General features: G+C 45.0%; 19 protein-coding genes and 1 tRNA gene. 15 read left to right on the forward strand and 5 right to left on the reverse strand.

The genetic code is table 11. The annotated features are described in order from the left end of the window. Nucleotides 1–374: 374 nt before the first annotated feature. Together purH and D0A37_RS26580 are read left to right on the forward strand one after the other, a co-directional pair. Nucleotides 375–1,922 carry a bifunctional phosphoribosylaminoimidazolecarboxamide formyltransferase/IMP cyclohydrolase gene (gene purH / locus D0A37_RS26575; protein WP_242719049.1) on the forward strand — a complete coding sequence of 516 codons (1,548 nt, stop codon included), beginning with the start codon at nt 375–377 and terminating at the stop codon, nt 1,920–1,922. Between the two features lie 341 nt (nt 1,923–2,263). Continuing rightward, nucleotides 2,264–3,196, forward strand: a complete 933-nt coding sequence (locus D0A37_RS26580; protein WP_242719051.1) for a 2OG-Fe(II) oxygenase — start codon at nt 2,264–2,266, stop codon at nt 3,194–3,196. A 356-nt stretch (nt 3,197–3,552) separates the two neighbouring features. On the opposite strand, the gene D0A37_RS26585 is transcribed toward D0A37_RS26580, so the two are convergent. Beyond that, nucleotides 3,553–5,034, reverse strand: a complete 1,482-nt coding sequence (locus tag D0A37_RS26585; protein WP_242719053.1) for an ankyrin repeat domain-containing protein — start codon at nt 5,032–5,034, stop codon at nt 3,553–3,555. Between the two features lie 96 nt (nt 5,035–5,130). Here D0A37_RS26585 and D0A37_RS26590 point away from each other — a divergent pair, with 96 nt between their 5' ends. From D0A37_RS26590 to D0A37_RS26620, 7 genes are all read left to right on the forward strand, one after another. Continuing rightward, on the forward strand, nt 5,131–5,601 hold the full coding sequence (locus D0A37_RS26590) for a DUF4079 domain-containing protein (RefSeq protein WP_242725775.1): 471 nt from the start codon (nt 5,131–5,133) through the stop codon (nt 5,599–5,601). A gap of 152 nt (nt 5,602–5,753) precedes the next feature. Further along, nucleotides 5,754–6,503: a DUF2321 domain-containing protein gene (locus D0A37_RS26595; RefSeq protein ID WP_242719056.1), complete on the forward strand. Its 750-nt coding sequence runs from the start codon at nt 5,754–5,756 to the stop codon at nt 6,501–6,503. Next, the gene (locus D0A37_RS26600) at nt 6,493–6,951 is read left to right on the forward strand and encodes a DUF7689 domain-containing protein (protein ID WP_242719058.1); all 459 of its coding nucleotides are present in this window, start codon (nt 6,493–6,495) and stop codon (nt 6,949–6,951) included. The genes D0A37_RS26595 and D0A37_RS26600 overlap by 11 nt, the downstream gene beginning before the upstream one ends. Before the next feature lie 242 nt (nt 6,952–7,193). Then, entirely contained in the window at nt 7,194–7,331 is a 138-nt protein-coding gene (locus tag D0A37_RS26605) for a hypothetical protein (RefSeq protein WP_242719060.1), read from the forward strand. An 18-nt stretch (nt 7,332–7,349) separates the two neighbouring features. Beyond that, a complete protein-coding gene (locus D0A37_RS26610; protein WP_242719062.1) occupies nt 7,350–7,601 on the forward strand; it encodes a hypothetical protein in 252 nt (83 codons plus the stop codon). Nucleotides 7,602–7,630: 29 nt separating this feature from the next. Further along, the gene (locus D0A37_RS26615; RefSeq protein ID WP_242719065.1) at nt 7,631–8,104 is read left to right on the forward strand and encodes a hypothetical protein; all 474 of its coding nucleotides are present in this window, start codon (nt 7,631–7,633) and stop codon (nt 8,102–8,104) included. A 13-nt stretch (nt 8,105–8,117) separates the two neighbouring features. Next, on the forward strand, nt 8,118–8,894 hold the full coding sequence (locus tag D0A37_RS26620; protein WP_242719067.1) for a DUF1828 domain-containing protein: 777 nt from the start codon (nt 8,118–8,120) through the stop codon (nt 8,892–8,894). 33 nt (nt 8,895–8,927) lie between these two features. Here D0A37_RS26620 and D0A37_RS26625 read toward each other — a convergent pair. Further along, a tRNA-Cys gene (locus D0A37_RS26625) sits at nt 8,928–8,998 on the reverse strand. Nucleotides 8,999–9,012: 14 nt separating this feature from the next. Here D0A37_RS26625 and cpdA point away from each other — a divergent pair. After that, nucleotides 9,013–9,978: a 3',5'-cyclic-AMP phosphodiesterase gene (gene cpdA, locus D0A37_RS26630; protein WP_445242452.1), complete on the forward strand. Its 966-nt coding sequence runs from the start codon at nt 9,013–9,015 to the stop codon at nt 9,976–9,978. Here the strand turns inward: cpdA and D0A37_RS26635 are convergent. Further along, nucleotides 9,975–10,271 carry a hypothetical protein gene (locus tag D0A37_RS26635; protein ID WP_242719069.1) on the reverse strand — a complete coding sequence of 99 codons (297 nt, stop codon included), beginning with the start codon at nt 10,269–10,271 and terminating at the stop codon, nt 9,975–9,977. The two genes, cpdA and D0A37_RS26635, sit on opposite strands and share 4 nt — an antisense overlap. Before the next feature lie 104 nt (nt 10,272–10,375). On the opposite strand from D0A37_RS26635, the gene D0A37_RS26640 reads away from it, so the two are divergent. Then, entirely contained in the window at nt 10,376–11,152 is a 777-nt protein-coding gene (locus D0A37_RS26640) for an SDR family oxidoreductase (RefSeq protein WP_242719071.1), read from the forward strand. A 144-nt stretch (nt 11,153–11,296) separates the two neighbouring features. On the opposite strand, the gene cofG is transcribed toward D0A37_RS26640, so the two are convergent. Beyond that, a complete protein-coding gene (gene cofG / locus D0A37_RS26645; protein ID WP_242719073.1) occupies nt 11,297–12,250 on the reverse strand; it encodes a 7,8-didemethyl-8-hydroxy-5-deazariboflavin synthase subunit CofG in 954 nt (317 codons plus the stop codon). 361 nt (nt 12,251–12,611) lie between these two features. On the opposite strand from cofG, the gene psbA reads away from it, so the two are divergent. From psbA to D0A37_RS26665, 4 genes are all read left to right on the forward strand, one after another. After that, nucleotides 12,612–13,694 (forward strand): photosystem II q(b) protein, encoded by a 1,083-nt coding sequence (psbA, locus tag D0A37_RS26650; protein WP_242719075.1) that lies wholly within the window; start codon nt 12,612–12,614, stop codon nt 13,692–13,694. 381 nt (nt 13,695–14,075) lie between these two features. Beyond that, on the forward strand, nt 14,076–15,344 hold the full coding sequence (cbiE, locus tag D0A37_RS26655) for a precorrin-6y C5,15-methyltransferase (decarboxylating) subunit CbiE (RefSeq protein ID WP_242719077.1): 1,269 nt from the start codon (nt 14,076–14,078) through the stop codon (nt 15,342–15,344). Between the two features lie 64 nt (nt 15,345–15,408). After that, nucleotides 15,409–16,203: a hypothetical protein gene (locus D0A37_RS26660; protein WP_242719078.1), complete on the forward strand. Its 795-nt coding sequence runs from the start codon at nt 15,409–15,411 to the stop codon at nt 16,201–16,203. Beyond that, nucleotides 16,203–17,429, forward strand: coding sequence for a DNA adenine methylase (locus D0A37_RS26665; RefSeq protein ID WP_242719080.1), 1,227 nt, complete (start codon nt 16,203–16,205; stop codon nt 17,427–17,429). The genes D0A37_RS26660 and D0A37_RS26665 overlap by 1 nt, the downstream gene beginning before the upstream one ends. Nucleotides 17,430–17,562: 133 nt before the next feature. On the opposite strand, the gene cphA is transcribed toward D0A37_RS26665, so the two are convergent. Further along, nucleotides 17,563–20,283: a cyanophycin synthetase gene (gene cphA / locus D0A37_RS26670; RefSeq protein WP_242719082.1), complete on the reverse strand. Its 2,721-nt coding sequence runs from the start codon at nt 20,281–20,283 to the stop codon at nt 17,563–17,565. Nucleotides 20,284–20,476: the final 193 nt, after the last annotated feature.

The raw sequence follows: 20,476 nt of genomic DNA on the forward strand, positions 1-20,476 counted from the left end.
TACTTTTAGAATTCATCATAAAACCTCGTTAAAATTCCTGAGTAATCGCGCTATAATTATCTATTAACTTTTATTAAGTAATTTCAACAACATTGACACTTACGTAGCGACATGAACTGTGCAAGCTGGATATGGCTGCAATCCCCCTTCCACTCACAAAATAATCAGTTCCACGCGAAACTTCTAAATATTTAGAAGCCACGGCTCAGTATAAAATATTATATAATTTTAAAAAAAAATATACTTAAAAATGAGCGGACTCATCCTTAAGCCATCAAAAATAATCATAATTAGCAATTCCCAAATCATCTCCCTGTAGGCAGATGTGAGATAGAATATAACCTATCTATTTTTGCGATCGCAATTTCAAACCAATGGCACGTCTAGCACTTCTGAGCACATCCAATAAAACCGGGCTAATCGACTTAGCGCGCAGTCTAGTAGAAGAATTTGAATTTGACATAATTAGTAGTGGCGGGACAGCAACGGCTCTCAAAGAAGCAGGCATCCCAGTGACCAAAGTTGCGGAATATACTGGTTCTCCCGAAATTTTGGGAGGGCGCGTCAAAACACTTCACCCACGAATCCACGGAGGTATTTTAGCACGCCGCGATGTACCGGAAGACCTCGCAGATTTAACCGCCAATCAAATTCGAGCGATCGATCTAGTTGTAGTCAATTTGTATCCATTTGAAGAGACAATTTCTAAGCCAGGAGTTACTCTAGCAGACGCAATTGAGCAGATAGATATCGGCGGGCCAGCAATGTTGAGAGCTTCCGCCAAAAACCACGCTCATTTGACAGTTTTGTGCGATCCAGAACAGTACAATACTTATTTAAAAGAACTGCGGGAAAATGGCGGCCAAGCATCCTTAGAGTTTCGGCAAAAATGTGCGCTAGAAACATTCAAACATACAGCAAACTACGATCGCGCGATCGCAAATTATCTCAGCAGCAGCCAATCCGCTGAAGAATCTTCGCTACCAGACGAGTTTAATTTATCAGGAAAAGAGTTGCAAACTCTCCGCTACGGCGAAAATCCCCATCAAGCCGCCACCTGGTATCAAAGCGGAAGTACACCCACAGGCTGGACGACTAGCACCATCCTGCAAGGCAAAGAATTAAGCTACAATAATTTAGTAGATTTAGAAGCAGCAAGGCGGCTAATCGTAGAATTCCCCGACACGCCCGCCGCCGCTATTCTGAAGCATACAAATCCTTGCGGCACAGCCTTGGGAACAACTATTTCTGAAGCTTATCAAAAAGCCTTCGACACCGATTCAGTCTCAGCTTTCGGTGGAATTGTCGCCCTCAACCGCCCGATTGATGCTGCTACCGCAACGGCGTTAACTAAAACATTTTTAGAATGTATCGTCGCGCCAGGATGCGAACCAGAAGCAGAAGAAATTATCAAGAAAAAGGCGAAAGTTCGAGTATTAATTTTGCCAGATTTGACTCAAGGGCCGCCACAAACTGTTAAAGTTATTGCAGGCGGTTTGCTGGTGCAAGACTCAGATAATATAGTAGAAGAAACTAGCAAATGGCGGATTGTTACCGAGAAACAGCCGACTGCTGAAGAGTTGGAAGAATTGCTGTTTTCTTGGAAAGTAGCGAAACACGTCAAATCAAATGCGATCGTTGTGACGCGCGATCGCACTACAATCGGTGTCGGCGCCGGACAAATGAATCGCGTCGGCTCAGTTAAACTAGCATTAGAACAAGCAGGAGACAAGAGCAAAGGAGCGATTTTGGCCAGCGACGGTTTCTTCCCCTTCGATGATTCCGTAAAAACGGCGGCTGAGGCTGGAATAATTGCGATCGTCCAACCCGGCGGAAGTATGCGCGATCAAGATTCCATTCAAGCCGCCAACCAACTCGGAATCACAATGGTTTTCACTGATATCCGCCACTTCTTGCATTAGTTTTTGTTAGGAATTATGCCTAGCAATTCTCGATTGTGTACCATATTGTAGGGATACAATAGTGTTCGCGGGTGTCAACTTAAGTCGAAAAGCTTTCATAAATCTCGTTTCTCCCCGAGTCTAGATCCCCCTAAATCCCCCTTAAGAAGGGGGACTTTGAGAAGAATCCTGTCTCGTCTTAAGACGGGAAACTTTGACACTCTTGTCTCCCCCTTAACAAGGGGAACTTTTACACTCTTGTCCCCCCCTTTTTAAGGGGGGTTAGGGGGGATCTGGAAGGCTATGACACCAATCAACACTGTTATGTCCTACCAAATTCCCAGTTGCGTCCTTCAAAAATTATGACTTACACTCAACCGCAAATTAAACCCCAAGACATAAAAGTCAAAATCCTGCTCACTGGCGGACATCAGTGCACCGTCACGCTCAAATCTGATACACCATTATTGCACAGCCTGATCAAAACATTAGTCGATCGCACTCAACAAACACCCGGTTTTTCCACCTTATTTCAAATCCCTATAGACGGAGGTCGTTCCGCCCTTTCTTTTCCCGGCGAAAACCTAGTCGGATTAGTCACCGAACCCCCACTTTACTTGCAGGAAATGCAACCGCAGCAGCCTGCAACTCCCGTAGAAATTCCCGCCGCAGAAATTCCCGCCCCTGCGCCGCCTGTAAATGACGATTTAATATCTCGCTACGCCCAAATAGACAACTTTTTGACCCCCGCAGAAAAGAATAAACTCATCCAATATGTCTTAGCAAAAGAATCAGAATTTGTGAGTACCAGCACCTCAACCAATGCCGAAGATTACCGCCGTTCGATGGTACTCCACTCGTTCCCCGAATTTTCGGAACTGATGGTTAATCGCATCAAAGCAATTCTCCCCGACGTGCTCAAAAGTTTAAATATTCCGTCATTTCCCCTGGGTGATATAGAAGCTCAGCTAACCATGCACAATGACAACAACTTTTATAAACTTCACAACGACAGTGGCTCGCCAGATACCGCCAGCCGATTTTTTACTTACGTTTACTATTTCTATCGAGAACCCAAGGCTTTTTCTGGCGGCGAATTGCAAATTTACGACAGTAAAATCGAGAACAATTTTTATGTTGCGGACAAGACATTCAGAACCGTTGAGCCTCGGAATAACAGCATCGTATTTTTTCTAAGTCGCTATATGCACGAAGTTTTGCGAGTTAGCTGTCCCTCAAAAGCTTTTGCTGATAGCCGCTTTACTATTAACGGCTGGGTACGCAAAGCAAATTGAGGTTAATATCGATTCCGGTTGCACTCCTCATGCTTGTTAACTGTTGACTGTTGACTGTTGACTGCTGACTGTGAGTCCAAAAAATGAAAATTGCGCGAATTATTTGTTGGCAGCTTGATTCGACTTTACGCCCGACGAGGAAGTGCGGATTTGATATCATTCCGGCGCAGCCAGAATTGATATAATTCATCGTCTTGGACGCACTAATCACCTAATTTTGTCATTCTGAGTAAAGCGAAAAATCTCAAATTATTGCCACACCGTTACAATGCGTAAGTTTCGATATGTGAGGTTTTTCACTTCCCAAAGCCTACGCTCAGAATGACAGAATTACCTTACTAAAAACAATTTAATTCTTACTCCAGTGCTCCAGCACTTTTGAGCAATTTTACCACACTGGAAGAACCCTTAAATTCAGCCAGCATTAAAGCTGTATAATTTCCCGGATTTTTGTGGTTTAGTTCTGCACCAGCATCAATTAAAATTGTTACTGCCTCAGCATAACCCCGATGTGCGGCCCACATTAAAGCGGTTGCGCCGGAATCATCTAGCAAGTTGACATCCGCACCTTTTTCCACTAATAATTGGACGATCGCAATATGACCGCGATCGCACGCCTTCATTAAAGCCGTTTTCCCCAAATCCGCCGGGACATTGGGATCAGCACCGCAGTCAAGCAAAACCTTCACCGTCTCGGTATGTCCGTGAAAAGCAGCCAGCGTCAAAGCCGTCTCCCCAAAGTTTTTAGCATTCAGAAACTCAGCCGGATTTGAGTTTACTTTTTGCAGCAAAGCCGATACGATCGCACTATGGCCGTGAACAGCCGCCACCAGTAAAGGCGTATCGCCCAAGCGATTTCTCGAACCGACGCTAGCACCTCGGTTTAAGAGCAATTCCACCACATCTTCGCAGCCTTCAACCACGGCAAAATTTAAAGCAGTTTCATCATCTTTATCCTTAGCGTTGATATCCGCGCCAGCATCGAGTAAGATATGAGCGATCGCCGCATTTCCCCCAGCAGCAGCGGCCATCAAAGCCGTGCCCCCATCTGCATTTTTCACATTCGCATTAGCACCCGCACCAAGCAAAGTTTGCACCACATCAGTATTGCCGGCATCCGCAGCCAAAGTTAAAGCAGTTTCACCCTCTTTGTCGGGAATTTCGACATCAGCACCAGCAGCCAACAGCGCCTCGACAACAGCCAAATTTCCCGCCGTCGCAGCCAGCATCAAAGCTGTTTTGCTCTCTAGATTTTTAACATTAGCATCCGCCCCACAATTGAGCAAAATTCGCACAATTTCAGCGTTACCTTGACGGACAGCTAAAAACAGCATAGAATTGTCAGCAACAGCACCCGCATCCACTAAAGCTTTTACAACAGCTAGATGACCGGATAAAGCAGCTATTTTCAGAGCAGAATCTCCATCTTTATCTTGGATATTTACATCAGCATTAGCATCAAGTAACATCTGCACAACATTGATATCACCCTTGAGACAAGCCGCCATCAAAGCTGTACTTCCATCATCATTTTTAGCATTAACATCAGCACCTGCCGCCAGCAACAGCCGCACAGAGTCAGCCTGTTTGTGAGCCGCCGCCAGCATCAAAGCCGTTAGCCCAAAACGCCTGCTCACCTGGTTGACATTAGCGTCATTGTTTAGTAGACTACGCACGATTTCTGTATAGCCCTTTTGGGCAGCAAACATCAAAGCCGTCGTTCCCTCAGAGTCTTTGGCGTTAGCGTTAACATTCTTAGCGAGTAAAGCTTGGACGTGAATAATGTTGCCAGTCTTGGCGGCTTGAATCAATACAGCGTCTTGTTTAGTGGCAGGCATAATAGTCTCTCATACCGTATATTTTTACCATCACATGAGACGGCCTGACTGGTATGCTAAGTTTTATGAAGTATGTTTGCTAATCCTCAGAACACTATGAATCTCGAAATTCCTCAGTCCGTGAAATTTTGGAGCCAATTCATCCACCCAATTTTAATGTGGGTACTGCTGGCTATCTCATTTTATGCTTTGTATCTGGGCATTCAAATCCGACGTACCAGAAGTGCAGAAGGCGAAGTCAAAAAAGAGTTACTTAAGGGCAAATTCAACGTCAAGCACCACCAGATGGGTTCTTTGCTGTTAGCCTTGATGGTTACGGTGGCAATCATCGGGATGGCCGTCACCTACATCAACAACGGCAAGCTATTTGTCGGGCCGCACTTGCTAGCAGGGTTGGGAATGATGGCCCTAATTGCGATCGCAGCCTCGCTGACTCCTTTGATGCAAAAAGGCAATGATTTGGCGAGAAACACTCACATCTTTCTGAATATTGTGCTGTTGGGGCTGTTTGGCTGGCAAGCGGTATCAGGCGTGGAAATCCTGCAAAGAATTATCAGCAAAATGTGAGGATTTGGGTAAGATTGCTAATTTAGGACTTACGCACAGACTCTACTTGTAGGGTGCGCCACGCGCACCTTACCCTTTGTGTTTGAAGGAATTTATAAGTTAGCCAATTAGCCTCAAGTTAACTTTCTCTTAGCAAAGACAAGAAAACTAATATGCCTTCTTTAAAAATACATCGCCAATATCAATCCGGCATCGAAAAAATTATCGCCTTGGACAACTCAGTGTTTGAGGCTATTTTGACTGCGTTGAGAAAAACAGTTTCTGCGTTGCCTATTGATGATTTAGTCAGAAACGTAGAGTCAGAGGTAGAAAACACGAACCATGATGATTTAGTCAATATACTAGAGAGTATTATTCCTATATACGCCTTAAAGAAAACTTATGCTTGGACGGTGGAAGAACTAGCAGATGAGCTGATTGCGGCTGTGGATGAATTTGAAGAACTTTCTAACTTGTCAACAGAAGAAAAAAAGCGATTTTGTCAAAAGCTTAATGACTTGTTGATACCAAATAGCTTTTTAGAATCTGCATCAAAAACCAAAAATATTTTAAAAGTATATTTGTTGCCGTCAGGAATTCCTGCTGATGACTTCCCCATTAAAAGCAAGGTAGAACTCGAAGCAGAGTTTAAGAAGTTCGCCGAAGAATGGCGCCTCGAAACGGGGATGCTATCATTAGTTACGCAGAAATCAATGCACCAGGCTTATCAGAGAATTATCGGCATGGGACAGCCAGTTATCCCCTTAATTTTGCGTGACCTCGAACAAAAGCCAGACCATTGGTTTTGGGCGTTGAGGGCAATTACTGGCGACAATCCGGTAAAACCCGAACAGCGCGGCCGAATGAAGCAAATGGCCCAAGCCTGGATACAATGGGGAAAAGAACACGGTTATGAGTGGTAAGCTAGAGTACCGAAAAATATTGAGATTTCCTAACTTAGAGCTTACTGAATATCAAGTAACAAGTGAAGAAACAGTAGATTATAATTGCTTTGCTTTTGCTGCTGGAGAAGAGGAATGCAGATGGGACCCGGTAGACCCAGATGGGTACTGGCCGGATGGTGTTTCAAGAGAGCTAACACTGGATGCTTTTATCAAAGCTTATCAAACTATTGGATATGAAACTTGCGAGAATTGTGACCTTGAACCGGGGTTTCAAAAAATAGCAATATATACCTATAACGGCCAGCCACAGCACGCAGCCAGACAAGAAGAGGATGGTAAGTGGAAAAGCAAGCTAGGGGATTGGGAAGATATCGAACATGAATTAGAAGGGTTAGAAAATCCTAATTATTATGGGGTTGTTCAACAAATATTAAAGCGAGCGACAATCCCGATCAATATTTTTTAGACTGCCATTAAACTTTTGAAGAGTACAGTCTGGGACGCACACACTCTATTTGTTACCCTTAGCTACTTTTTATGCTTTAATAACACAGCTTTACTTTGTATCCTATAATAGAATAAAGTTAAATTTCCCGAAAACTTTATAAGATAAATTAGGGAGTTCTTTTTTATAAAAAGAAAGAAACCTATGCTGGAAAACCCGAGCAAATACTTTGTCTCCATAACAAAAGGCCATATTACAAAAACTTGATTAACTGCGTTTGTGTAATATGGCCGATCGCACCTTGGGAAAAGTTTCGCTTTAATCCTACTCCTTCTCGTCAGCAGCTAGAAGCATTAGCAACAGTGGTAGAAGTTGAAGCGGAACGGTTACAGGAAATGTAACCGCCTCCTGGGGTGGGGATGAAACTGGAGCAGAGTCGGTTGTGTGGGGCTTATTATCCTAATCCCCTTTGTTATAAGATAGAGTGGCAGTTTAAAACAGCGACGGGGTGCGATCGGCATCAGTTGCGCTTGCTGTCGGATTGTCCCAACTGTGGGGCAAGGTTTGACGTTCCGGCTTTGTGGGTGGATAGGTGGTGTCAAAGGTGTTTTATATTCTTTCCAGAATTGGTAAATTGGCAAAGACCTATGGAAAATCAACTTGAAAACTAAAGTTTTAAATTGTTTAATGCTGTAATGTAGTGGCTAAATATTCAGACCTAGAAATTAATAATCTCATAGCTGAATCCAAGCCTTTACCTTTAGATTGGCGCTCCCAGATTCGGATGAGAGAGGCAGGTGTTAGCAAAATGGGTGCTTTTGATATTGAGGGTGTTAATAACAATAAATTCCGCCTAATCTTACGTCAAAGCCGTCTGAATTTATTAGACTTTTCTATAATTATTGGAGTTTACCCTCCAGGTTCTAATAAACTTTTCCACTTAAGGCGGTATGATGGAAAAAGCCACGAACACACTAATCCGATAGAAAAGCAAAAATTTTATGACTTCCACATACATAAGGCAACAGAGAGGTATCAAAACTATGGAACTTGTGAAGAGGACAAATATGCTGAACCTACTGATAGGTTTTCTAATTTCGGAGAAGCTCTTGACTGTTTATTAAATGATTGTGGCTTTGAGTTACCTGATGATTCTCAACTTAGCCTCTTTTAAATAGGTGAAGAAAATGACTGCTGACGCTATCGAGAGGGAGTTTAAACAAAAAGTATGTGAAGAGTTGCGCCTTGCTGAAGAGGGGAAGGATAGATTTCGCGTATTTACGCCCTTCCGATTTGATGACGGCGACCATTTAGCTATTGTTTTAAAAAAAGAAAAAAATCAATGGTTGCTATCTGATGAAGGTCATACATATATGCACCTAACATATAGATTTAGTGAGTCTGATTTAGAAAACGGTACGCGCAGAGAAATCATTACAAATTCGCTGTCTGAATTTCAGGTAGAAGATAGATATGGAGAATTTATAATAAAAATCGAACAGGGGGAGTATGGAGAGGCTTTATACAGATTTGCTCAAGCCTTATTAAGAATTTCTGATATTAGTTACTTGTCAAGAGAAAGAGTTAAGTCAACTTTTTATGAAGATTTCCGAGCATTGATAGCCGAGAATGTTCCTGAAGACAGATATGTATTTGACTGGCACGATACGCAATATGACCCAGAAGGTGTTTATGAAGTGAATTGTCATATTAATAAGATGGCAAATCCTTTGTATATTTATGCACTACAAAATGACAATCAGGTGCGTGATGCAACTATTTCTCTACTTCAATTTGAGAAATGGGGAAACTCTTTTTATCCAATTGCCATTTTTCAGGATGCGGACAAAGTAAGCAAAAAAGTTTTAAAGAAGTTTTCTAAAGTATGTGAAAAACAATTTCCTAGCTTACAAGAAAATCGCCGGGAAATTGTTCACTATCTTCGGGAAACTTTCTCGCGTTAAATATTTTTTTGGTGGTTCTTTACAAATTAAAAAAGGCGGCACCCAGATTTGAACTGGGGGTGGAGGTTTTGCAGACCTCTGCCTTACCACTTGGCTATGCCGCCGTCACGTCTGAAATTTGACGTTTTCTTATAGTACACCAAATCTCGAAAATTTTAACATACCTGTCAAAAATTTCGTAAAGCGCAGCTATCCCGAACCCGCCTGCGGGCCGGTTGCGGTAGGGAATCGCCCTTTTTTCCCATATCCCCAAAACCCATCCGAGGCTATTCTAGAACTACATCGATCGCCCGCAACACCAGCCATGACACCAGTTTCTCCCCTACTCGTCGCCCAAATCACCGACACTCACTTGTTTGCAGAGATCGATCGAGAATGGAAAGGCCTCTCAACAACCCGCACCCTCCAAGCAGTTCTCGATCGCTTGCAACAGATACAGCCGCCGCCCGACTTACTCCTACTCACAGGCGACTTGTCCCAAGACGAAACACCCGAATCCTACCAGCGCCTCGTCTCCCTCATCGCCCCCCTCGGAATACCCGCCTACTGGATACCTGGGAACCACGACAACATCCCTGTCATGTCAGAAATCTTAAATCAGCCGCCTCTTTCCCCAGAAAAATCATGGATGTTAGGAAACTGGCAATTTCTATTACTTTCGAGTGTGGCAGCGGGATGCGACGGCGGGCGGCTTTCCCCAGAAAGCTTGCATTGGCTCGACTCTCAACTGCAACAAACCGGCGATCGACCTGTTATCATTGCCTTGCACCATCATCCTTTGCCGATCAACTCTGAAATCATGGATGGAATGATGCTGCACAATGCCGATGAATTTTTCGCAATTGTCGATCGATACCCTCAAATCAAAATTGTCCTCTGCGGCCACATTCACCAAGAATTTCAACAACAGCGGGGCTCAGTTTCCTACTTGGGCACGCCCAGTACCTGCATCCAACTTTTACCCAAAAGCCATCCGATTATAGTTGACGAAATCCCGCCGGGATTTAGATTGCTTGAATTGGCGATCGACGGTACTTGGAACACCAGAGTTGAGCGAGTTGCCGCACAATCGCCACCCGATTAATATTTTTCGGTTTGCCTAAAATAATTATTATCAAATTTACATTCTGTTGTCAATATATCAACAGATAGATTATTTTTAGCAGCCCCATCTATTATGATATTTATAGACCATAGATTGCAGACATAGCTAGAGCGATCGGCAACGAACAAAAATATATCTAGCAACTTTACAAAACAAGCAAAACTAAATATATGTCTGAAGTCAATGGCGTGATGATTGGGTTCTGCAGCCGTAAGAACTGTGTTAACTGCAAAAAGTAAAAAGCAAGATATCTTTTTACTTTTTGCTTTCATGTTTTAGATAACTACAATCTATCTAGAGTTAGGACTAAAGCTCTCTCTCTAGTCCTATTTTTAGGATATGCGATAGTATATAATGTAATTTTACATAAAAAATTATGAAACTCTCACAAAAAGTTGCCGTTATTACTGGCGGAGGGTCGGGGATTGGTCGTGCAGCAGCAATTTTAATGGCCAAGGAAGGCGCAAAAGTTGCTATTATCAATCGCACTTTAGAAACCGCGCAAGAAACCGTCCGCCAGTTGGTCGATGAAGGAGGCTGCGGGCTAGCTGTTGCAGCAGATGTGGCGGATTCTCAGCAAATGCAACAGGCATTTCAAACCATTTTTGATGAATATCAAAGAATTGATATTGTGTTGGCAAATGCAGGTATTAACGGTGTATGGTCGCCGATAGAAGAGATAGAACCCGAAGAGTGGGACAAGACAATTAATACCAACCTCAGAGGAACATTCTTGGCTGTTAAGTATGCTGTTCCTTATCTGAAAAAACAAGGAGGTTCCATCGTCATTACATCATCGATTAATGGCACCAGAAGTTTCAAGAAAGTTGGCGCCACAGCTTACGCTTCCAGCAAAGCGGCCCAAGTAGCTTTAGCGAAAATGCTGGCGCTAGAACTTGCCCCCAGCCAAATCAGAGTCAATGTTATCTGTCCGGGCGCGGTCGAGACTGACATTGATGAAAGCACGGTTAAGCGCAATCTTGATGACATTCCACTCGAGCCTGATTCCCTTCAAGACCTGATTCCTTTGACGGATAATACCCCCGGTTCTAGCGAAGAAATCGCCCAATTAGTTTTATTTCTGGTATCAGATGCGTCCAGCTTTATCACAGGTACTGAAGTGTGGATTGATGGGGGCGGTTCTTTGATTTAAAATCTCTATAGCAGCAATTTAAAGAATGTTGCTACCAATTACCCATTACCCATAATTAATGACTGAATATCAAGCAATTTGGTCACAAGCCCCCGGATTTATCAGTAGGCTCCATTCTTCAATCTAAAATCTAAAATCTAAAATTTAAAATCGATTGACTCTCCATTGTTTGACAGCACTTTGCAATGTCTGCGGCAGCCACTTATCATACTGAGGATAAACAGGCAAACGCTTTACAAGTTGCCATCCCGAGGCTGCTAAAATTTCTGTTAAAGTTTGGTGTTGCAGGTGAGGATAATCGGGATTAACTTCATCGCGCGGCCCAATTCCTCCTAAATCTCTAGCACCTGCTTCTAAACAAGCCAGCAATATGTCTGGCTGTGCAACTAAATTTGGCGGAATTTGCAGCCTGATTTCAGATGGTAAAATGCTGCGGGCGATCGCAATTACTTCGGGCATTTTTGTAGCATCAAAAACTTCACCGTCCCAACTTTGCTGATTTCCCGGACTGTGTGGCTGGAGGATAACTTCTTGAATGTGATTGTAACGCGAATGAATGCGGGCGATCGCCTCTAATGTCTCCACCCAATCTGCCTCACTTTCCCCAATTCCCAGCAGCAAACCAGTTGTAAACGGAATCTTCAATTCCCCGGCCCATTCTAACTGTTGCAGCCGCAGCGCCGGCACTTTACTCGGTGCGTGTCGGTGAACCGTTTGTAACAAATGCGGGGCAAGCTGTTCTAGCATCAGCCCCATCGATACATTCACCTCTTTTAACTGTGCCATCTCCTCAAAGCTGAGCGGCCCCACATTAGTATGCGGCAAAAATCCCAAAGCAAGCGCCAGTTCGCACAAATCGTAAATCCGCTGCAACCAAGCTTTTCGCCGTTGACTGTGAGGATGTACCTCGCCGCTGAGGATGAGAATTTCAATTACACCTTGAGTTTGCAGGAACTTGAGCTGTTTTTCCGCTTCTGGTAGCGTCAGCCAAGGACTTTGCAGGGGTTCTGCCCGAAAATTGCAATACGTGCAGCGGTTAAAACACTCGTAAGTAGGAACCAGAGTATAAGCAGGGCTGTAGGTGACGGTGCGGGACATTCCTTGGGATTTTTATCGATCGGACTTGTGCAACAACATATATATGTCAATGGGAGTTTTGCGGTTGGCGATCGCAACCCTTCATCTATCTTAACCCTGACACAAGTCCGGAATCTCGTTGTCCAGGTAGATTATGAGTATTCTTCATTGGTGGGCGATCGTCCACCAATTCCGCATTCAGCTTCTCAAATCCTTATACACCAAGCCTTTGGTCTTTTAAAAAGCATAATTTATGACACCTATAAGAAAAACTGTTATTAAAAGGTCTTTACAAACTGAAATAAAAGCTTTATGTTTATTTACATGGCGGAACACAAAGCCGTCACGAACATTGAAAACAAAATAAAGCAATCATAAACAAATGACAACAACCTTACAGCAGCGCGAAAGCGCCAATGTCTGGGAACGCTTTTGTGAGTGGGTAACAAGCACAGACAACCGGATTTACATCGGTTGGTTCGGCGTCTTGATGATTCCCACCTTGCTCAGCGCCACCATCTGCTACATCATCGCCTTCATCGCTGCCCCTCCAGTGGACATCGACGGCATCCGTGAACCAGTAGCAGGTTCCTTAATGTACGGTAACAACATCATCACAGGTGCTGTTGTTCCTTCATCCAACGCCATCGGCCTTCACTTCTACCCAATCTGGGAAGCAGCTTCCCTCGATGAGTGGTTGTACAACGGCGGCCCCTACCAATTGGTAGTATTTCACTTCCTCATCGGCATCTTCTGCTACATGGGTCGTGAATGGGAACTGTCCTACCGCTTAGGTATGCGTCCTTGGATCTGCGTCGCTTACTCTGCACCAGTTGCAGCAGCAACCGCAGTATTCTTGATCTACCCAATTGGTCAAGGTTCCTTCTCTGACGGTATGCCTTTGGGTATCTCCGGTACATTCAACTTCATGATCGTGTTCCAAGCAGAGCACAACATCCTGATGCACCCGTTCCACATGTTGGGAGTTGCTGGTGTCTTCGGTGGTTCTTTGTTCTCCGCAATGCACGGTTCTCTCGTTACTTCCTCTTTGGTTCGTGAAACAACCGAAACCGAATCGCAAAACTACGGTTACAAATTCGGTCAAGAAGAAGAAACCTACAACATCGTTGCAGCCCACGGCTACTTCGGTCGTTTGATTTTCCAATACGCTTCATTCAACAACAGCCGTTCTTTGCACTTCTTGTTAGGTGCATGGCCAGTTGTCGGTATCTGGTTTACCGCTTTGGGTATTTCCACGATGGCCTTCAACTTGAACGGTTTCAACTTCAACCAATCGATTATCGACTCTCAAGGTCGCGTTATCAATACTTGGGCTGATGTGATTAACCGCGCTAACTTGGGTATGGAAGTAATGCACGAGCGCAATGCTCACAACTTCCCGCTTGACTTGGCTGCTAGTGAAGTCACCCCAGTAGCAATGGTTGCTCCTTCTATCAATGGCTAAGTTTTAGTTTTTGATTAACAAAAAGCGCTCCTAGAAATAGGGGCGCTTTTTGTTTGGGGAAAAATTTTAGAGACTTTATTCTGATATCTCGTCGGGTAAAATAACCGTTATAACTGACATCTTGTACCATTATTAATAAGGGTTTCACTGACGGGCAGGATGCCCACCCCACAAGAAGAAATATACTCTTTGTGGCACAGGCAAGATGCCTATTATTGAGAATTGTGCCAAATGTCAGTTAGAAATTTTGTAGTCAATAATTCAGTACCACAGAGTTTTATGAGGAATGAATTCCTCACTCTAAATCAATTTTAGTCGGGTTGTTCGAGCGGAAATAATATAATTAACAACTAATAATTAATAACTAATAACTAATAACTAATGACTATTGAGTTTGAGCATTCCGATGCAGCCGGAAATGAGATTAGCAGTAAGGATTCAATGCACAAATGGCTTTCGGTGGTGGGGATTGGCGAAGATGGACTTTCGGGGCTGGGCCCGATCGCCCGACAACTACTCGATCGATCTCAAGTCGTTGTCGGCGGTGCCCGTCACCTCGCAATGCTACCAACCGACGACACCCGCGAACAATTGGTTTGGGCTTCGCCGATACAAGCAACAGTCGATCAAATCATCCGCCGCCGGGGACAGTCTGTCTGCGTGCTAGCCAGCGGCGATCCGATGTGTCACGGAATTGGGGTAACGCTGTCGCGCCAGATTCCCATTTCCGAAATGACTGTGATTCCCGCAGCATCGGCTTTTAGTCTTGCTTGCGCCCGTTTGGGCTGGCCACTAGCCCAAATTGAGACTTTCAGTTTGACAAATCGCCCGATCGCATCGATCGCCCTTGCTTTGTCGCCGGGGGCGCGCTTGCTGGTGTTGAGCGCGGACAGACACACGCCGGGAAAGGTGGCACAATTGTTGACGCAGCGGGGGTTTGCCAGCAGTTTGATGACCGTGTTTGAGCGGATGGGAGGGAACTCGGAACGGCGGATCGAGGGGGTAGCAGCAGCCTGGAATGCAGCGGATTTGGCGGATTTGAACACGATCGCGATCGCAGTTGCAGCCGATCGAGAAACTCTTATCCTCCCCCGAACTGCGGGTTTGCCGGATGCTGCTTATCGCCACGACGGACAACTTACCAAGCGGGAGGTTAGAGCCGTTACTCTGTCAACGTTAGCTCCGATTCCGGGTGAGTTGCTGTGGGATGTGGGCGCGGGGTGCGGCTCGATCGCGATCGAATGGATGCGGAGTCATCCTCGGTGCAGGGCGATCGCGATCGAACGCCATCCGACTAGATTGCAATACATCGCTGAAAATGCCTCGACTTTCGGCGTTCCCGAACTCGAAATCGTTGCGGGAGAAGCGCCGGAAGCCCTGACAAATTTGCCTCAACCGAATGCTATTTTCATCGGCGGCGGTGTCACTGCAGAAGCTGTGTTGGAAACTTGCTGGAATGCTTTAGGTGAAGGCGGCCGATTAGTTGTTAATGCGGTGACAGTTGAGAGCGAGTTTAAAGTTTTGCAATGGCACGATCGTTATGGTGGAGAACTAATTAGAATTGGGATTCAGCGAGTAGGGGCGATCGGCTCTTTTCTCGGCTGGAAACCGCTGGCACCGATTATGCAGTGGGCGGCAGTTAAAAGGTAAAAAAGGTGAGAAAAGTAGTATAATATCCAACATAAAGATATTATCCAATAATTGCAAAGTAATCGTGACTGAAGAGAACCTATACCTCAAAAGATTCCTAGACCCGATAAAACTTTGCAGACGCTACAAGCCCAAATTCGGGCTAGGCAATAGAGAGGAAGGATTGGATCTGGCACGGTTCTTATTAATCTACGGAGCTGATCCTTTTTACTCATGGATTGGTCTTGATTCAGATTTGATGTACGCTGCTCACAAAGCCGCTGGTGGCATGACCTCGGTTTATCGACAAATTGGGAAAGGTTGTGAAAATTTATTCAGACAAATAATAATCGATCGAGCAGGATACGAAGACCCCAAATATGCCATGTGGTCTTACGTTGCGAAGACCAAAAACGACAAGGACAAAACTTTGTCGTTGGATGCTCGGCTAGAACTGAGCGAAATTCAAAATCTTGAGGTTAGAGAAAGAGTTATTCAGTGGATAGCGGACTACAGCAGTTCTCTTAATGTTCCTGCCCCAGCAAAGGGAGCCGTATTTGAAGTTCGGCAGGGATACAAAAGTAAAGACAGCAAGAGACAAAATGGTGACATAGATAATATTGCTGTTGCTTGGGCAAACGGCTACCTGCCAGTCTTTGCAATTTTTTCTTCTCAGATTGATGTCGATTTAGTACTACGCTATCGAAACAGCCGTGGAGGAATGCTGATTGGCACAACATCGGGCAGCAATCAAATTTCGCTGTTTGTTTTTTCCCAGCAAATTTTAGGCTATGATTTGGCAGATTTTTTTCGCCGAAACTCTGAGGCAATCAAAAGCGAGATTTACACCACATTGGCAGTTTTACTAAGTGCAGACTGATGTCATCTACTATTCAACAAAGATCTGACTATACTTTCAAAGCTAATCGCAATCTTGGGCGGCATGGGTGGCTTCGACTTACTCCGGCCTATGGCGTGAAACTTGTGGAAAAGCTTTTGGCTTTTGTTGAGAGAGAGTCAATTATTCTTGACCCTTTCTCTGGTACAGCTACAACAGGACTTGTTGCTGCTCAACAAGGAAACCAAGCATTCGCGTTTGATATCAACCCGTTTCTTATTTGGCTTGGGAACGCTAAATACAGAAACTATGATAAAGACTGCTTAATAGATGTTTTTAAAAAGGTACAACTAGCTTTAGAGGAATATAGAAGTTTAATATCTCAAGACAATTGGACACCACCAATATTTAACATTGAACGTTGGTGGTCTAGTTACACGCTAAAACTTCTTGCCTCATTGCGAATCGCTTTAGTAAACCAATTCGGAGAACCTGAAGATAATGAGAGTTATGATATCGTTTGGATTGCGTTCTGTCGTTTAATAATTGAAACTTCATCAGCAGCTTTTAATCATATTTCCATGTCATTTAATGCCACAGTCATTTATCATAAAAGTGAAGGCATAGAAGAGCTTTTTTTTGAAATTATAAAATTTATATCGAAGTCTGCTGAGAATACTATTATTGGTACTGCTAAGGTGTTGAAAGTAGATGCTCGTAACATAGCTGGTTTAGGTAATATCAAAGTCGATAAAGTAATAACTTCCCCACCTTACCCAAATCGGATCAGCTATATTCGTGAACTTCGTCCATATATGTACTGGACAAAGTTTTTAAACGAAGCAAAAGAAGCAGGTGAGATGGATTGGTTAGCCATTGGTGGAACATGGGGCATTGCAACTAGCCGTCTCAACTCCTGGCAAATACAGGAAAAAAGCCTACCGGAGCAAATATTCTCAACTGTAGAAAAGATAAGAATGTCGGGTGGGAAAAATGCACCTCTTTTGGCAACTTACGTCCTAAAATACTTTCATGATATGCACTTACATTTGAGTTCTCTTAGATCTATTTTGGCAGACGATGCGGAACTACACTACATTGTTGGCAATTCAACATTTTTTGGCAACATGGTTGCTACAGAGGCGTTACTTTCTGAATCTATGCGCCTTCTTGGATACTCAAATATTCACTCTGAAATTATTAGGAAACGGAACTCTAACAAAGCATTGTATGAATATTGTATTTCCGCAACTTGGTCAGTACGTTGATGTAAGTTGATAAATTTGTCTATCGTTTGTTCAATGGTCAAAAAACTCCGAAAAAATAGTATTAATTTAAACAAAAATAGGTTGGGTTTAACAGAAGTAAACCCAACCTATTAATTAAATGAGACTTAATAGTTTAGCCTTGATTCACCACAGTCGGTTTTAAACTTTCCTGTGACTTCGATCGATCTAAAGCATTTTGAACTTCCACAGATTCCTTAATCGGTTTCCGGGCTTCAATTAAAGTCAAAGCTTTGTTGACACTTTCAGGTAAAATCACTACCAAACTGCCGGCCGGCGCCTCATCTAAAGCTTTGTTAACAGCCGTTGTTTCGTCGAGAATCAACTCGTATTCAACTTTAGATTTGTCTACGGTTCCTGCAGAAATCGCCTCTGAAATTCCCTGGCAAATTAACTTTGCCACCGTACCGGGTTCTCGCCCGCGCCTCTCAAGATCTTCCTTGACAATAATGCGATCGAACATTTCGGCCGAAAGTTTGCCCAGCGTGACAAAATCTTCATCTCGTCGGTCTCCGGGGGCACCTACTACCCCTATCCGCCGTCCCGGCCAATTCAGCACGAAACTGCCCAAAGCTTTGTAACTGTGGGGGTTGTGGGCGTAGTCCAGCAAAGCGTGATAGTTGCCCAAATTAAACAAATTCATCCTTCCGGGAGTTTGACCGACGGATGCTTGGAAGCTTGACAAAGCCGATCGAATATCTTCTATTTTCACTCCTTGGGCAAAAGCCGCCAAACAAGCTGCTAAAGCATTGGCAATCATAAACGGCGCGCGCCCGCCCATCGTCAGCGGCACGTTCACAGCCTGCTCAATTCTCAGCGTCCAATCGCCTTTCAATATCGACAAATACCCATTTTCGTAAATCGCTGCCAGCCCGCCAGCAGCGGTATGTTTGGCAACCAGTTCGTTGTCCGGGTTCATCGAAAAATATGCAATTTGAGCCTTGACACGCTGCGCCATTTGTGATACGAGCGGGTCGTCGGCATTCAAAACTGCATAGCCTTTTGGCATTACCGACTCGACGAGAACGCTCTTGAGTTTGGCAAGTTGTTCCACGGTGTCGATGTCGCCAATTCCCAAGTGATCTGCCGCGACGTTCAAGACGACGCCGACATCGCACTGATCGAAGCCGAGGCCCGATCGCAAAATTCCGCCTCTAGCCGTTTCCAGCACCGCCACTTCCACAGTCGGGTCAGACAAAATCAATTGAGCACTCTGCGGCCCGGTATTGTCTCCGGTTTCTACCAAATAATCGCCGATGTAAGTGCCGTCGGTAGTCGTGTAGCCAGTAATCTGACCGGTCTGCTTGACAATATGGGCAAGCAGGCGAGTCGTTGTAGTTTTGCCGTTGGTTCCCGTTACCGCTAAAATCGGCACCCGGCTGGGTTGAGGCGAGGGGAAGAGCATATCGAAGACCGCGCCGGCGACGTTGCGGGGTAAACCTTGACTCGGGGCGACGTGCATTCTGAAACCCGGTGCTGCGTTGACTTCGACGATGACGCCGTTGACATCGCGCAGGGGTTGGGAGATGTCGGGAGTTACTACGTCAATGCCGGCGATGTCCAAACCGATAATTTTGGCGACTCTAGAAAACAGCCAGACGTTTTCTGGGTGGATTTCGTCGGTGCGATCGACTGCAATGCCACCGGTACTCAAGTTTGCTGTGGCGCGCAAAAATACTCTTTCGCCGGCGGGCACTACCGAGTCCATCGCGTATCCTTGTTTCTGCAGCAAATCCAGGCACAATTTGTCGATCGTGATCCGGGTGAGCACGTTGTCGTGTCCGTCTCCTCGCTGCGGGTCGCGGTTTACTTCTTCAATAAGCTGTTCTACTGTAAACTTGCCGTTGCCCACGACGTTAGCCGGGACTCGTTCTGCGACTGCTATGACTTGCCCGTTGACTACCAATACTCGGTGGTCACGGCCGACGTAATAGCGCTCGACAATGACGCTTTTTGTTTTTGATGCCGCGCTGGCTAAGTCATAGGCTTCTTCTGCTGTTTCCCAGGAATTGATGTCGATCGTAATGCCGCGGCCGTGGTTGCCGTCTAGGGGTTTGAGGACGATCGGATAACCCCCGACATCTTCGATCGCCCCTTGCAGTTCATCCAAATAATTAATCACCGTCCCTCTGGGAACCGGTACGCCGGCGCTGGCTAGGATATTTTTGGTACCTTCCTTATCGCAGGCGAGTTCTACCCCCAAAACTCCCGTGCGGTTGCTCAGAGTTGCCTGAATCCGCTTTTGGTGAACCCCATAGCCGAGTTGAATCATAAACCGGGCGCTCAATGGTATCCAAGGAATACCACGCGCTTCTGCTTCCTTAATCAGTGTTTCCGTGCTCGGCCCCAGGGCCGCCGACGCAGCAAACTCTCTCAAGTCTCTCAAATCTTGAACTAATTCTGCTGTTGGATAATAACCAGTAGCGGCAATGCTCTGGCACATCCGCACGCCTGCCCGGGCTGCATAGCGACCGGCTTGTTCGTTTTGATACTCGATTACTACTTGGTAAATGCCTGGGGTCGCAGTTTCGCGGGTACGGCCGAACCCGACCGGCATTCCTGCCATTTCCTGAAGTTCTAGGGCGACGTGTTCGATTACGTGTCCCATCATTGTGCCTTCTTTGACCCGTTGCAGGAATCCTCCCTGATGGCCTGGAGAACAGTGATGGTCGTTCAAACTCGGAAGTGCGGCGATCAACCCTTCGTAGAAGCCAGGTATTTCCGATGTGGTTTTATCTGCCCACTCCTCTAAATCCAGACGCATCAGGACGAGTTTCTGGCGTCGGATGCTCCAGTAGTTGGGGCCGCGTAAGGTCTGAATTTTAAGTATTTTCATGGTAGTTAGAGGGGTATGGGGCGCGAACTCTTATAGATAATTGGAGCATTTATTCAATTTCGATCTAGATTGCTCGATCGACTGTTCGCTGCGAACAGTTTGGGAGTGAATTTCCAGTTATGGGCTACTCCCTTGAAAATTCATGCCCGTGCGATCGGCTAGAAACCTGTACAGGTCAATGGTACGCAAAAAC

Origin of the sequence: Microcoleus vaginatus HSN003, from assembly GCF_022701255.1 — a bacterium.
In the GTDB taxonomy this organism is placed as follows: Bacteria; Cyanobacteriota; Cyanobacteriia; order Cyanobacteriales; family Microcoleaceae; genus Microcoleus; species Microcoleus vaginatus_B.

Excerpts from the sequence above, each read along its gene's own strand:
- D0A37_RS26590 (WP_242725775.1), top strand. The coding sequence starts at position 5,131 with ATGAATCTCGAAATTCCTCAGTCCGTGAAATTTTGGAGCCAATTCATC.
- D0A37_RS26635 (WP_242719069.1), bottom strand. The coding sequence starts at position 10,271 with ATGAAAGCAAAAAGTAAAAAGATATCTTGCTTTTTACTTTTTGCAGTT.
- D0A37_RS26665 (WP_242719080.1), top strand. The coding sequence starts at position 16,203 with ATGTCATCTACTATTCAACAAAGATCTGACTATACTTTCAAAGCTAAT.
- psbA (WP_242719075.1), top strand. The coding sequence starts at position 12,612 with ATGACAACAACCTTACAGCAGCGCGAAAGCGCCAATGTCTGGGAACGC.
- cofG (WP_242719073.1), bottom strand. The coding sequence starts at position 12,250 with ATGTCCCGCACCGTCACCTACAGCCCTGCTTATACTCTGGTTCCTACT.
- cbiE (WP_242719077.1), top strand. The coding sequence starts at position 14,076 with ATGACTATTGAGTTTGAGCATTCCGATGCAGCCGGAAATGAGATTAGC.
- D0A37_RS26600 (WP_242719058.1), top strand. The coding sequence starts at position 6,493 with ATGAGTGGTAAGCTAGAGTACCGAAAAATATTGAGATTTCCTAACTTA.
- purH (WP_242719049.1), top strand. The coding sequence starts at position 375 with ATGGCACGTCTAGCACTTCTGAGCACATCCAATAAAACCGGGCTAATC.
- D0A37_RS26640 (WP_242719071.1), top strand. The coding sequence starts at position 10,376 with ATGAAACTCTCACAAAAAGTTGCCGTTATTACTGGCGGAGGGTCGGGG.
- D0A37_RS26610 (WP_242719062.1), top strand. The coding sequence starts at position 7,350 with ATGAAACTGGAGCAGAGTCGGTTGTGTGGGGCTTATTATCCTAATCCC.
- D0A37_RS26620 (WP_242719067.1), top strand. The coding sequence starts at position 8,118 with ATGACTGCTGACGCTATCGAGAGGGAGTTTAAACAAAAAGTATGTGAA.
- cphA (WP_242719082.1), bottom strand. The coding sequence starts at position 20,283 with ATGAAAATACTTAAAATTCAGACCTTACGCGGCCCCAACTACTGGAGC.
- D0A37_RS26585 (WP_242719053.1), bottom strand. The coding sequence starts at position 5,034 with ATGCCTGCCACTAAACAAGACGCTGTATTGATTCAAGCCGCCAAGACT.
- D0A37_RS26580 (WP_242719051.1), top strand. The coding sequence starts at position 2,264 with ATGACTTACACTCAACCGCAAATTAAACCCCAAGACATAAAAGTCAAA.
- D0A37_RS26595 (WP_242719056.1), top strand. The coding sequence starts at position 5,754 with ATGCCTTCTTTAAAAATACATCGCCAATATCAATCCGGCATCGAAAAA.